This is a genomic window from Citrobacter sp. MGH110, from assembly GCF_001037515.1.
In the GTDB taxonomy this organism is placed as follows: domain Bacteria; phylum Pseudomonadota; class Gammaproteobacteria; order Enterobacterales; family Enterobacteriaceae; genus Citrobacter; species Citrobacter portucalensis.
The window spans coordinates 1455174-1468402 of record NZ_KQ089830.1 but is presented as its reverse complement, the minus strand read 5'-3'; the positions used below and the strand labels follow the sequence as shown (position 1 = coordinate 1468402).

At 51.8% G+C, this 13229-nt stretch carries 10 protein-coding genes; 7 read left to right on the top strand and 3 right to left on the bottom strand.

The features are described from left to right. Positions 1-11: 11 nt before the first annotated feature. Both SK38_RS06950 and SK38_RS06945 read right to left on the bottom strand, forming a co-directional pair. Entirely contained in the window at positions 12-710 is a 699-nt protein-coding gene (locus tag SK38_RS06950; protein ID WP_020996432.1) for a cache domain-containing protein, read from the bottom strand. A gap of 24 nt (positions 711-734) precedes the next feature. Further along, positions 735-1460: a FadR/GntR family transcriptional regulator gene (locus tag SK38_RS06945; RefSeq protein ID WP_008784630.1), complete on the bottom strand. Its 726-nt coding sequence runs from the start codon at positions 1458-1460 to the stop codon at positions 735-737. Positions 1461-1775: 315 nt separating this feature from the next. Here SK38_RS06945 and SK38_RS06940 point away from each other — a divergent pair, with 315 nt between their 5' ends. The 4 genes from SK38_RS06940 (at position 1776) to SK38_RS06925 (ending at position 6881) form a co-directional block, all read left to right on the top strand. Continuing rightward, entirely contained in the window at positions 1776-3203 is a 1428-nt protein-coding gene (locus SK38_RS06940; RefSeq protein WP_048235464.1) for a gamma-aminobutyraldehyde dehydrogenase, read from the top strand. Between the two features lie 11 nt (positions 3204-3214). Continuing rightward, the gene (locus SK38_RS06935) at positions 3215-3688 is read left to right on the top strand and encodes an ester cyclase (protein ID WP_032943249.1); all 474 of its coding nucleotides are present in this window, start codon (positions 3215-3217) and stop codon (positions 3686-3688) included. 88 nt (positions 3689-3776) lie between these two features. Then, on the top strand, positions 3777-5669 hold the full coding sequence (locus SK38_RS06930; protein ID WP_048235463.1) for an NAD(P)-binding protein: 1893 nt from the start codon (positions 3777-3779) through the stop codon (positions 5667-5669). Between the two features lie 3 nt (positions 5670-5672). Beyond that, positions 5673-6881, top strand: coding sequence for a c-type cytochrome (locus SK38_RS06925; RefSeq protein WP_048235462.1), 1209 nt, complete (start codon positions 5673-5675; stop codon positions 6879-6881). Positions 6882-6924: 43 nt separating this feature from the next. On the opposite strand, the gene pdxR is transcribed toward SK38_RS06925, so the two are convergent. Next, the gene (gene pdxR, locus SK38_RS06920) at positions 6925-8400 is read right to left on the bottom strand and encodes a MocR-like pyridoxine biosynthesis transcription factor PdxR (protein WP_048235461.1); all 1476 of its coding nucleotides are present in this window, start codon (positions 8398-8400) and stop codon (positions 6925-6927) included. 106 nt (positions 8401-8506) lie between these two features. Here pdxR and puuE point away from each other — a divergent pair, with 106 nt between their 5' ends. The 3 genes from puuE (at position 8507) to SK38_RS06905 (ending at position 13135) form a co-directional block, all read left to right on the top strand. Further along, the gene (gene puuE / locus SK38_RS06915) at positions 8507-9769 is read left to right on the top strand and encodes a 4-aminobutyrate transaminase (RefSeq protein ID WP_003832711.1); all 1263 of its coding nucleotides are present in this window, start codon (positions 8507-8509) and stop codon (positions 9767-9769) included. A gap of 213 nt (positions 9770-9982) precedes the next feature. After that, positions 9983-12115 carry a TonB-dependent receptor gene (locus SK38_RS06910; protein ID WP_048235460.1) on the top strand — a complete coding sequence of 711 codons (2133 nt, stop codon included), beginning with the start codon at positions 9983-9985 and terminating at the stop codon, positions 12113-12115. Between the two features lie 9 nt (positions 12116-12124). Next, the gene (locus SK38_RS06905; RefSeq protein WP_048235459.1) at positions 12125-13135 is read left to right on the top strand and encodes an ABC transporter substrate-binding protein; all 1011 of its coding nucleotides are present in this window, start codon (positions 12125-12127) and stop codon (positions 13133-13135) included. The last annotated feature ends 94 nt before the right edge of the window (positions 13136-13229 follow it).

Sequence of the window (13229 nt, the reverse complement as noted above, 5' to 3'; positions counted from 1 at the left end):
CCTTCGGGCCCTTAGTTTTGATAGTGATAAAGGATAAAGTAGTCGCTTTGATACACCACGGTACTGTTTGCAGGTGACAGCAATTCACCCACGCGAAAACGTGGCCAACTGGAGAAAATGATCCTGTTTTCCAGATTAGTCAGAATCACATAGTCAGGATGGGCACAGGAAAGCAGTTCGGCTTCTATCTGACTGACCAGCAGATCGACCGCGGCAACACCGAGAAACTGATCGTTGTAGTAGACCGGGACGGCTGACGTTAAGGTATAGGAGATATTGCAAATATAGTCGACGTAGGGACCGTGGATATAGGCTTTGCCTGCCGGAGGAGAATGCTTAAACCACTCAAAGGTTCTGAAATCCAGTCGTTGTTGAGTGGCCTGATCCAAATCCAGATGCGCCTGGCTTAAACCATTATCTTTCTTATACCACCACTCCAGCAACCAGTACTCTTTTGTGGTTGCGGTGCTCTCAATATGGCTGGCGAATCCCGCCCCTGAGCAGTAATGGTTGTTATTGAGCGTGCGCTTGATGTGCTGTTGAACGGTGGATCTGACTGAGGGGTCGAGAACGATCTCGGCTGAGGCCTTTTGTACCCCTGAAATCGCCTCATGGATGCTCCTCGCCAGCGCAACGGTAGAATCTACGGTAGAAACAGTAATATCATCAATTTTACGAATTAATGCGCTTAGGGATGTCGAAGAGCTCATTGTCTGTCCTGCCTTCACTGATTGTCAGTTCGAGTTATATTTCAGCTTTTTTTCAATAAGGTAGTAGGTAAACGTGTCGATGATCTGCGTGGCAAACTGTACTGACTCTGCCTCGTTGTGAGCAGCCAGCGCATCGGCCAGCGCCGAATAAAGCGCGATAATTTCTGCATGAATACTGTCTGTGCGATAAAGTATCGCCACCAGCGATGCCCATTCAGCCTGAACCTGCAGCTCCTGATTGGCCAGTCGCGCTGAATGCGAACTGGCGGCAATCGCCAGCAGACAACGCATATCGGCCTGAGTCATCAGCTCAGGTGAGTTTGCCTTTCTGAGCACCTCGACAAACTCGCGAAATTTGGCGATATCCGCACCGGTCATCCGTCGGGAAGCCAGCCGCGCGCTATGGCTAATAATGGCGCAATGCATTTCACCCAGATCAGACAGATAATCCGTACTGATCGCCTTGAACGGATGCAGGGCGCTATTTTTGCCATCAATATTTTCGCAAACGAAACTCCCACCATTACGACCACGAACCGTATGGATAAGATTATTAGCCCGAAGCGTGTTTAGCGCTTCTCTGATAGTGATATGTGAGACACCCATCATCTTTGCCAAATCAGTTTCGTTGGGGAGCTGTTCTTTTGGCTCCAGCAACCCCGTGATAATGGCATTTGAAAGGCGTTGGACTATCTGGTCTGAACGACTGACCTGCCCGATAGGCGCAAATATGACCGCGTGAGTAATCATAATCTTTTCTGTACTCAATTCCCTGAAACAACGACCATTTTTAACACATGCCCGTCGGGCAAGGAAGGTAAGAATGGCCGAGTTATTTTACATGCCTGGGCGCAACGTCACTGCACAAGCGGATGTGTGTCCCGATAACCTTATGATGAGCTGGGCGTAACGCGTCAGCTGGCAATAAAAAGCCTCATCCCGCAAATGTGAAAATTAAGTTAAAAATGCGAGGCTTATCATAGTGTCAATGTTGCGCATTTGAAAAAATTTTACAATATATATATTACATAAGATTCTTTATGTATTAATTGGCAGGAGACAAACATGAAAACCCTGAAGCATTTTATTAATGGGCACTATGTAGCAGGCAGTAGCGAAGATAGCTTTGAACTGGTGAGTCCGGTTGACGGCGAAACGTACGCAATATCTCCCAACGCTAACGAGGCGGAGGTAGAGCAGGCTTACTCAGCAGCGGAGGCGGCGTTTAGCATCTGGAGAAAATCGACGCCGGCACAGCGGCAAAAGGCGTTATTGCGGCTGGCCGATGAGATTGAACGTAACGTTGAGCGACTGGTAACCGCGCAGAGTCAGGAAACCGGTCAGCTTCGCCATTTTATTGAGAAAGAGGAGATCGCGGCATCTTGCGATGCCATCCGCTTTTTTGCCGGAGCGGCGCGCTGTCTTGAAGGAAAGGCGGCCGGAGAATATTCCGCAGGATTTACTTCAACCATTCGTCGTGAACCGCTGGGTATTGTTGGGCAAGTGACGCCGTGGAACTACCCGTTCATGATGGCGGTGTGGAAGATTGCACCAGCGCTGGCGGCAGGCAACACGGTGGTGTTAAAACCAAGCGACACCACGCCAGTTAGTACGCTGCTGTTGGCTGAACTGGCCGCACCATTGTTCCCGAGAGGGGCGTTTAACGTTGTGTTGGGCAAAGCCAGCACTGGTTCGCTGGTGGTTTCAAACCCGAAAGCCTCACTGGTCTCGATTACCGGTTCGGTCCGTGCGGGTTTGCAGGTTGCGGCTTCGGCGGCGGCAAATCTGACCCGAGCACACCTGGAATTGGGCGGGAAAGCGCCCGCAATCGTGTTCGCCGATGCGGATATGGACAAGGCGATTGCGACGATTACCACAGCTGGCTTTTTCAATGCCGGGCAGGATTGCACAGCGGCAACGCGGATCCTGGTAGACCAATCTATCTACGCTGAGTTTCTGGAAAAACTGATCCAGAAAACAAAAAGTATCAAATATGGGCCGCCAGAAGATCAAAATGCACTGTACGGCGCATTGAATAGCCGGAATCAGCTGGAGCAGGTGAAAGGCTTTATTGAGCGTTTACCGGCACATGCAAAAATTGAAACCGGTGGGCGCGCAGGATCTGGTCCAGGCTTCTATTTTGAGCCGACGATCGTCTCCGGTTTGCATCAAAATGATGAAGCTATTCAGCATGAAGTATTTGGCCCGGTAATGACTGTTCAGTCGTTTTCTACTGACGAAGAGGTACTACACAAAGCGAATGATGTGGAGTATGGTCTTGCCGCCAGCGTCTGGACCAGTAACCATGGTCGCGCCCAACGCTTCAGCATTGACCTCGATTTTGGCACGGTGTGGATTAACAATCACATTCCTCTGTGTGCCGAGATGCCGCACGGCGGGTTCAAAAAATCGGGGTACGGCAAAGATCTCTCATCTTATTCACTCGAGGAATACACTCGGGTGAAACATATCATGTGCGACATTTCTGAATAGAGAGGATTACGATGAAAACATTAAAAATTGCGGTGCTTTCATTAGTGATGTTCTCGGGCTATAGCCTGGCAGAAAGTACATCGCTGAATACCGTAAAAGAGTATATGGCGGCGTGGAATGCGCATGATGCTTCGCGAGCCGCTCAATTTCTTGCTGATGATGCGGTCTATTATGATGCCGCCGCAGGAGAACCGATAAACGGCAGGGAAAAAGCAGAAAAAGAGGTTATCGGCGCTTTTATTAAGGCGGTTCCAGATCTTAGCTGGAAAATGGTTGGAAAACCCGTCTACGACGAAGATACCGTGGCCTTTCGTTGGGAATTTTCAGGCAAAAATAGTGGTGAATGGGCAGGGAGTCCGCCGACAAATAATCCGATCAAATTTGAAGGCGTCAGCTATATTCATGTTAAAGCAGGAAAAATCACCTGGCAGGGTGATTATTATGATTCTAAAAAACTGGATGAAGAGTTAAAGCCAGTGAAGTAGTCGGTTGTACCCCTTTATAAATAAGAAGGGGTATCTCTCTTATTTGTGTCGTATTAAAGGCAGTGTGTAGCAATAAGGAAAAAAGTTAATGGCAATTACCAGACGTGATTTTCTCAACGGCGTCGCGGTGACTATTGCGGCGGGACTTACCCCGCTGGAGTGGGTCAGGGCGGCAGGAAAGGGAAACGCATTTATAGATGGAAATTATTATCCTCCTGCGCTGACGGGGCTGCGGGGTAATCATCCTGGATCGTTTGAAATGGCGCATGCGCTAGGTCGCGAGCATAAACATTTTGATTTAAACGCTCTGCCCGTTGAGGAAGAGTACGATCTGGTGATTGTGGGTGGTGGTATTAGCGGGTTAGCTGCCGGTTGTTTTTGGCGTCAAGTTGCCGGGCAAAATAGCCGGATCCTGATCCTCGATAACCATGACGACTTTGGTGGACACGCCAAACGTAATGAATTTACCAGCTCGGGTAAGAAATTACTCGGTTATGGTGGCAGCGAAGCATTCCAGTCACCTGCGCATAATTTCAGCCCTGAAGTACAAAAGTTGATGGAAACCGTGGGTGTCAGCGTCACGCGGTTGAAAGAGAGTTTTGACGTAAACTTCTACCCCGACTGGCAGCTCAGTCGCGGCGTTTTCTTCGATAAGAAGAATTTTGGCGAAACAAAAATCGTCAGCGGCGATCCGGGTCGCGCGGTATCTGATGATATTCCGCCGGACAGGCTCAATGGGCGTAAAATTGAAGACTTTATCAATGATTTTCCGCTAAGTGAGAACGACAGAAAAGCGCTGATCGACCTGCACGTCCGGCCCGGTGATTACCTGCCGGGGATGACGGTCGATGAGAAAATGGAATGGCTGGATACCCACAGCTACAGTGAATTTTTGGCAACAAAAGTTGGTTTGAGCAAAATGGCGCTGCTCTATTTCCAGCAGCGTTCCAACGACTTCTTTGCTATTGGTATTGAAGGTATTTCCTGTAGCGATGCCCGTGCGTGCGCCTTACCCGGCATGGAAGGGATGGGGTTACCGCCGCTGGACGGTGAGTCACTGGCCGACCTCGAAGAGCCATATGTTTACCACTTCCCGGACGGTAACGCCGGGTTAGCCCGTCTGTTAGTCAGATATATGCTGCCGGATGCGCTACCGGGCAACACGATGGAAGACTCTGTCCTCGCCAGATTACATTACGAAAAGCTGGATCTGCCGGAAAACACCACGCGCCTGCGCCTGAACAGCACGGTGATTAATGCGGCCAACGTGCAGGATGGCGTGGCGGTGACCTATCTGCGTGACGGTAAAATGCACCGTGTGCGCGGTAAGAACACCATCATGGCAGGTTATAACATGATGATCCCGTATCTGGTGCCAGAGATGCCGGAACAGCAGCAGGCGGATCTTAAACTGAACGTGAAGGCACCGCTGGTGTACACCAACGTGGTGGTCAAAAACTGGCAGGCGTTCAAACAGCTTGGCGTACATGAGTTTTATTCTCCGGCGGCACCTTATAGCAGGGTCAAGCTCGACTACCCGGTCAGTATTGGTGGGTATCAACATCCGGCCTCCCCGGACGATCCGATGGTCATTCATATGGTCTATGTGCCGACCTATCCGGGCAGTAACCTGTCGGCCAGAGAGCAGTTCCGTCTAGGACGAGCCTATTTGCTGGGGACCACCTTTGCGGCGCATGAGGAGATGATTCGCTCCCAGTTGCAGGAGATGTTTGGCTCAACCGGATTTGATAATCAACGCGATATTGCCGCCATTACGGTTAACCGCTGGGCGCATGGCTATGCGTACTACGCCAACTCGCTGTTCGATGATATGGATAAGATGCCAGAAATTATCGAACGGGCGCGTAAGCCAGTCGGTCGCATTGCCATCGCTAACTCCGATTCTGACTGGAGTGCTTATGCCCACACGGCAATCGATCAGGCATGGCGTGCGGTTAATGAACTCAAGGATATGGGGTGATCTATGCGTAACGTAACCATTCTCGCCGCCTGTTTATTTACCGCTTCGGTTTCCGCTGCTGAATCTAACGGTGAATACATCGCGCGAATTTCAGACTGCGTCGCCTGTCACACAGCAGAAGGTGGTGCGGCGATGGCGGGGGGCAAAAAGTTTCCTACTCCGGTGGGGGATATTTATTCGACCAACATTACCCCGGACAAAACGCAGGGTATTGGAAATTATTCTTACGAGGATTTTGAAAAGGCCGTACGGCAGGGGATCGCCAAAGATGGTCATCCACTCTATCCGGCTATGCCTTATCCCTCCTATGCGAAACTTTCTGACGAGGATGTTAAGGCGCTGTATAGCTATTTTATGCATGACGTCACGCCGTCAGCACAGCCCAATAAAGAGAATGCCATTCCGTGGCTACTTTCCGCCCGCTGGCCGCTGCATATCTGGAACTGGCTGTTTACCGACGCGCCAGTGACGGCTGTAGAGGGCGCGAAAACGGATGATAATGCTGCTCTGGTAAAACGAGGTGCTTATCTGGTGGAAGGCCCCGGACACTGCGGTTCATGCCATACCCCGAGAGGCATGGCGATGAACGAAAAAGCGTATACTAATGCTGATGCCGAATACCTGAGCGGCGCGATGATTGACGGCTGGTATGCACCGTCGCTGCGCGGCACCGGTATGTCTGAGCAGGAGTTAAAATCGCTGTTGCTGACCGGTAAAAGCAAGCATGCCGCGGTTTCAGGTTCGATGGCTGAAGTCGTCACGCAGAGTACACAGTATCTGACCGACGAAGATGCCACGGCGATCGCCCAATATCTGTTGAGCCTGAAAAGTGCGAAGCCTGAAACGGTACGTGCTGCGGCGACTACAGCATCCTGGTCGAATTCACCTGAGGCGGGCAAAGTGACCTATAACCGCTACTGTTCAACTTGTCACGGTCTGGAAGGGAAAGGTACGGATGATAACGCGCCTTCTTTAGTTAACAATCCACTGGTGATGGTTGATGACCCGACACCGCTGTTCAGAGTGATTGCCCACGGCGCAGAAACACCGACAACGCGTGGCAGCGTCTCCTTTAAGATGCCTGCCTACGGTGGCTTGTTAAGCAACAACGAAATGCGCGACGTGATCAACTATGTGCGTAAAAGTTGGGGTGAAGGGAATGGCGAAGTAAGCCAGGAAGACCTGGCTGGCGTTAAAAAAGCGTCACATTAAACAGTATGCCGGAGAAGGTGCTTGCACCGTCATCCGGCAGTGCTTACACGGTGTTTACCCTGATAATATCCGCGAGTCGGGTAAACGCCGACGTCATTTCATTTTCTTCTATACTGGCAAATCCCAGCAACAGGCCGCTGCGTTTCTCTTCATTCACGTAGTAGCGTGACAGTGGGCGCACCAACAACCCTTGCGCATTCGCCTGTTGGGCAATGACCGCATCATCGCTCCCGGAGGGTAACTGTAAGATCATATGCAGCCCGGCGTTGCTGCTGAAAGAACCAAGAAAATGTTCACCAAGTTGGCGGCTGATAAGCTCTACCAGCATCTGGCGACGACGACTGTATAGCTGACGCATTTTCCGAATGTGTGCCGCGTAATAACCCTCGCGAATAAACTCCGCCAGTGCGGCCTGAATCAACAGATGCCCACCACGATAGAGGTCGTTATGAACCTTTTTCAGCGGAGCGGCTAACGATTTAGGTAGCACGACATACCCGAGTCGCAGTGCGGGATAGAGTGTCTTACTGAATGTCCCGATGTAAATGACCGGTGTCTCTTCTTCCAGCCCCTGCAAAGAGGGAATCGGCTGGCCGGAAAAGCGGAACTCACTGTCGTAATCATCTTCCACTATCCAACTTCGCGTTTCACGTGCGCGAAAGAGAAGTTGCCGGCGGCGGCTCAGACTCATTACCGAACCGAGTGGGTATTGATGTGACGGTGTCACAAAAATAAGTTTTGGCGGTGTTTCACCTGCATCCGGCGGGACCATGCCTTGTTCATCAACCGGGATAGCCGAAAAATTAACGGCATTGATGCGCAGAATATTTTTGATTCCCCAGTAGCCCGGTTCCTCAATCCAGGCGTGATCGCCCGGGTTGCATAAAGTCCGGGTCACCAGATCCAGGGCCTGGTGAATACCTTCAGTAATCAGAATTTGCTCCGGTGAGCACCGTACGCCGCGAGCGGTGCGCAGATAGTCTGCCAGTGCTTCTTTTAGCTCATTCACGCCGCCTGTGGCATCGTAAGTGAGATACTCCGGGCGCAGTCGTCTTGCCAGCCTGTCCTGAATTTTCTTGAGCACCCGGTGCGGGAAATGCTCTACATCAGGTACGCCTGGAATAAATGCCCCCCACTGACGGGGACTGGCGCTGGCATGACCCAGCAGCTCAAGGCAGCGGTCGGATAAGCGGGTGTGATCTTCCAGAGCGGCAGCAACAGGCTCTTTGTCAGGACGCAGGTCGAGATTGTCCAGCACGCTGTCGGTCACAAATGTGCCGCTGCTGGTGCGCGCGGAAATATACCCTTCAGCTTGCAACTGTTCGTACACCCGCAGGACGGTATTGCGCGATAGCGTCAGCTCTCCTGCCAGGTCACGCGACGGAGGCATTCGGGTAGCCGGTTTCAGGCTACCTTCGAGGATGCAACTACAAATGGCGGCATACAGGCGGCGATGTAGTTTTTCGTCAGTCTGCTGATTAAATGCATGCTTGATCACATCTCCGGCAAGTGAACGCATTTGGATCCTTAAAATAAAACGATTTGGCTCTCGATTAAAGTACCAGACGGCGTCTAAATTTAAAGGGTAATTCAACCGAAATGTATTAATGGACAAGGTGTAGAGAATGAACAATAAAAACCTGCAACAACGTCGTCTGGATGCCACCCCGCGTGGCGTGGGTGTGATGTGTGATTTTTATGCCCAGTCGGCAGAAAACAGCACGATTACCGATATCGAAGGCAATCAGTACATCGATTTTGCCGCCGGGATCGCCGTGCTGAACACCGGACACCGCCATCCTCGCCTGGTGCAGGCAGTCGAAGCGCAACTTCAGGCTTTTACCCATACGGCTTATCAGATTGTCCCGTACGAAAGCTATGTGTCTTTAGCTGAGAAAATCAACGCCGTTGCGCCAATCGACGGCAAGCGTAAAACCACATTCTTCACTACCGGGGCTGAAGCGGTAGAAAACGCGGTGAAAATTGCGCGCGCGCATACCGGCCGTCCTGGCGTTATCGCATTTGGCGGTGGTTTTCATGGGCGTACTTACATGACGATGGCGTTAACCGGCAAGGTGGCACCCTATAAAAAAGGTTTCGGTCCGTTCCCAGGCTCTGTTTACCATGCGCCGTATCCTTCTGAATTGCAGGGCATTTCCACGGCGGATTCCCTAAAAGCGATTGAGCGTCTGTTTAAAGCCGATATCGATCCAACCCAGGTTGCGGCGATTATCTTCGAACCCGTCCAGGGCGAAGGGGGCTTCGTGGTGGCGCCGCCAGAATTTGTGGCTGCCATCCGCCGTATTTGCGACGAGCATGGCATCGTGATGATCGCTGATGAAGTACAAAGCGGGTTTGCCCGTACGGGTCAGCTGTTTGCGATGGATCATTACGCCGATAAAGCGGACCTGATGACCATGGCGAAAAGCCTTGCGGGCGGCATGCCGCTGTCAGGCGTCGTGGGCAAAGCCGAAATTATGGATGCGCCTGCGCCGGGTGGTCTGGGGGGAACCTACGCCGGAAACCCGCTGTCGATTGCAGCGGCCCATGCGGTGCTGGATATCATTCGTGATGAGCAGCTATGCCAGCGTGCGGCGGCTCTCGGCGAACAGCTGCGCGCCGCTCTGACAGACGCGCAAGCAGGGTGTCCTGAACTGGCCGAAGTGCGAGGTTTAGGCTCTATGATTGCTGCTGAATTCTGTGATGCAGCGACAGGAGAACCCAACGCTGCTGCCGCACAACGCGTGCAGAAGAAAGCCCTTGAGCAAGGATTACTGCTGCTGACCTGCGGTCAGTATGGCAACGTTATTCGTTTCCTTTACCCGCTGACAATTCCGCAGGATCAGTTCGCTAAAGCGCTCGATATTATCAAAGCAGCAACCAAGTAATTCGTTAGTTGTCATTTACCCAAAGCCGACGGTCGTCATCACCGTCGGCTTTTTTGTTGCCGTGGATTTACCAACCACATGTCGTTATATATTTACATATATATCGATTGGATCTATTCTATTCATCATACAAATATAATAACTGTACTCTTCAAGAGAAGGCGCTTGCGTTAGCGGCCTCCAGTCTTTCTATCTAACGAATTGAATTAACGAATGTTAAATAACAAATTTACCCCAGTGGCCTCTGGGTTGTTAACCTTTGCCTGTTTTTCCACCGCCGTCACGGCTCATGCTGAAGATACCGTCATCGTTTCGGCGCCAGCCACGTCACAATCCTCGTTATCGGAACATGAACCTCCGGCGAGCGAAAAAAAAGTCACGTTAGGTAGCCTCGGCGAGCGAGAGTTGATAGACGTTCCCTGGTCGGTGCAGACGTTGTCGAAAAAAGTGCTGGATCAGCAACAAATCAAAGATGTGAAAGACGCCTATCGCTACCTACCGTCCGTTCAGGGTGACGGCGTCCGCCCACAAACCCGCGGCATGCAGGGGAGCGTGGTACAAAACCATATGATTGATGGCCTGAACGCCGTCTCCACGACGGAATATTCGACCGAACAGTTCCAGAACATTGAGGTGTTGAGCGGCATCGCTGGATCGCTGTATGGCCCTGCTAATCCAGCAGGGATGTTTAATTTGGTGTCTAAACGACCTGTCGATACACCGTTGCATCGCGTCACAGTAGGGCAAGGTACAGGGTCGGGAACGTTGGCATCGATGGATTTCAGCGGCCCAATCGATGCGGGAGACCAGGTGAAATATCGCCTCAACTTGCTGAACGATGAGGGCCATAGCTACACCACCGATAGCCATGTCCGTCGACAGTACGCTGGCTTGGGGCTGGACTTTCAACTGACAGATCAAACGGTGCTGGAGAGTAATTTCAGCTATTACCATTATTACGAAAAAGGCATGCCTGGTAGCTTTGCCCTGGCGAAAGGCGTTCACTTTCCCGCGGCATTTGATCCTACGGACAGTAAATATGGTCAATCTTATGCGGGTCATGATGACGAAACGACTACCGTCGATATGCATATTAAGCATGATTTTGACGGCAACTGGATGCTGGATCTGGGGGCGCTGCACCAGGTTGCAGACCGCGAGTCGACGGCCGTGACCAACACCCTGACGGATAACCGGGGCGATTACACCACTACAACCTCTAATTCGGCGGCCAGTCGGTTTACCATCAACAGTTATTTAGCGAACCTGACCGGTAGCATTGATACCGGCTGGCTGACGCAGGATATTGCTACCGGAATGCGTGGATTTGTGTGGAAAAACTATAATCCAAGAAACGGCGGCACTTTCACTCTGGGGCATTCTTCCCTCGATCAACATCCCGACTATCCACGACCACCGTATCCAGATTTTACCGATCGCTATCATTCAGCGACCACCACTCAACATGCATTTTTGCTCAGCGATACGCTGCATTTTTCCCCGCAGTGGAGTTTGCTGCTTTCCGGCAGCGAGAACCTGTTTACCGTCAGTAACTACAACAAAGCTGGACATGAAAGCAGCCATCAGCAGGACAATGGCATGAGCGGTTCTACCAGCCTGATGTATAAACCGGTGGAGAACGTCACGCTGTATACCACCTGGGCGGACAGTTTGCAGCAGGGCGATACCGCGCCCGCCGGGGCGCGCAATGCCGGGCAGGTGTTAGATCCCTACCGTAGCCATCAACTGGAGGTGGGCGCAAAATATGCGCCAGTAAAAGATCTGCTGCTTACCGCTGCGCTTTTTGAAGCCAAACGCCCCTTTGCCTATACCAACGACAATGGCGATTTTGCTCAGGATGGTACGCAGAAAAACCGTGGGCTGGAACTGATGGCTGATGGGCATATCACCCGTAATTTGCGCGTGTTAGGCGGCGGAGCCTGGCTTGATCCAACGCTTCATAATACCGCGGCCAGCAATGCGGATGGTAAGCAAGTTGTTGGTTTGCCGCGCTTCGCCTCGAATATCCTCGCAATCTACACCATCGAACGGGTTCCGGGACTGGATATCGACACGAACGTGCATTACGTCGGACGTCGGGCTACCGATAATGCCAACGACAGCTGGGTCGGGAGTTACACCACGGTGGACATCGGTACGCGTTATGCCACCAGACTGTGGAACACACCAACCACTTTCCGGTTTGATATCACCAATCTCACCGACCGTCACTATTGGACCAATATTGTTCCGGGCGCATTGACTGGTTACACGGGCGCAGGGGCTGCCAGCGCTCAACTTGGCGCACCGCGCCAGGCTCAGTTTTCTGTTCAGGTTGATTTTTAGGGGTTGCTTATGAAAACGTGCCACACATGGCTGCTTTGTGTGTGGCTGGCGTTTCCTGCCCTGGCAACACGCCAGGTTGTGGATGATGCTGGTCACACAGTTACCGTTCCCGCGCATGTTGAACGTATCGCGGATGGCTGGTTTGCCCATCATTCGGTGCTGATGACGCTGGGTGCTGGTCGTAACATTGTTGCGACGGTCAACCATGAGGAAAACCAGCCATGGATGTTCAAAATCAATCCTTCTCTGAGACAAGCCTTACATATACGAGGAACATCATTTAATAGTGAGGATTTGTTGGCCCGGCACGTCGACGTGGTGTTTGTGGCAAAAGGAAAAGGGGATGCTCAAAGCTACAGTCAGGCGGGTATTCCGGCCCTTGAAATGGCATTTACTGACTATGCTTCGATGGAAAAATCGGTCACTACGACCGCAGAGGTTCTGGGTACCGAGCAGGCTCGCGTCCGTGCAACGGCTTACAATCAGTATCTCAACCGTGTACTCGCGGATGTGCAGGCTAAAACTGCGGAGCTGGCGGAAAATCAGCGCCCTCGGGTACTTCATATTCAATCGCTAAATCCGCTTAAAGTCGACGGCAGGAACACGTTGATCGATACCTGGATTACGCTGGCGGGTGGACGGAATGCGGCAGGTGAAGTTGACGGCAACATGAAAGAGGTGTCGCCCGAGAGGGTGCTCTACTGGCAACCGCAGGTCATTATTCTCGGTGCGGGGTGTGGTGATATCGCCAGTTCGCCATACGCAGCGTTGTTCAAAGAACTTAACGCAGTGAAACAGGGTAACGTCTGGCGCAATCCGGCGGGTGTGTTCCCCTGGGATCGCTACGGCACTGAAAGCGCGTTGCAGCTACAGTGGGCTGCATCGAAACTGCATCCGGCATTGTTTAGCGGCCTGGATATGGTCAGCGTAACGCGAGATTTTTATCGCCAGTTCTTCGATTATTCGCTCACTCAGGAGCAGGCGATGCGAGTTTTAAACGCGTTACCCCCACAGGAGTAGCGCTCACGTATAAAGACAGGCGTGATAAGGATTGCACGCCATTTTTACCCCTCTGAAATGTGGGGTTTGGTGCGCTCATGATGAAAATGGTTTG

What these genes read in the sequence shown, in the direction of transcription:
- SK38_RS06950 (WP_020996432.1), bottom strand. Translation starts at nt 710, where the DNA reads ATGAGCTCTTCGACATCCCTAAGCGCATTAATTCGTAAAATTGATGAT.
- SK38_RS06945 (WP_008784630.1), bottom strand. Translation starts at nt 1,460, where the DNA reads ATGATTACTCACGCGGTCATATTTGCGCCTATCGGGCAGGTCAGTCGT.
- SK38_RS06940 (WP_048235464.1), top strand. Translation starts at nt 1,776, where the DNA reads ATGAAAACCCTGAAGCATTTTATTAATGGGCACTATGTAGCAGGCAGT.
- SK38_RS06935 (WP_032943249.1), top strand. Translation starts at nt 3,215, where the DNA reads ATGAAAACATTAAAAATTGCGGTGCTTTCATTAGTGATGTTCTCGGGC.
- SK38_RS06930 (WP_048235463.1), top strand. Translation starts at nt 3,777, where the DNA reads ATGGCAATTACCAGACGTGATTTTCTCAACGGCGTCGCGGTGACTATT.
- SK38_RS06925 (WP_048235462.1), top strand. Translation starts at nt 5,673, where the DNA reads ATGCGTAACGTAACCATTCTCGCCGCCTGTTTATTTACCGCTTCGGTT.
- pdxR (WP_048235461.1), bottom strand. Translation starts at nt 8,400, where the DNA reads ATGCGTTCACTTGCCGGAGATGTGATCAAGCATGCATTTAATCAGCAG.
- puuE (WP_003832711.1), top strand. Translation starts at nt 8,507, where the DNA reads ATGAACAATAAAAACCTGCAACAACGTCGTCTGGATGCCACCCCGCGT.
- SK38_RS06910 (WP_048235460.1), top strand. Translation starts at nt 9,983, where the DNA reads ATGTTAAATAACAAATTTACCCCAGTGGCCTCTGGGTTGTTAACCTTT.
- SK38_RS06905 (WP_048235459.1), top strand. Translation starts at nt 12,125, where the DNA reads ATGAAAACGTGCCACACATGGCTGCTTTGTGTGTGGCTGGCGTTTCCT.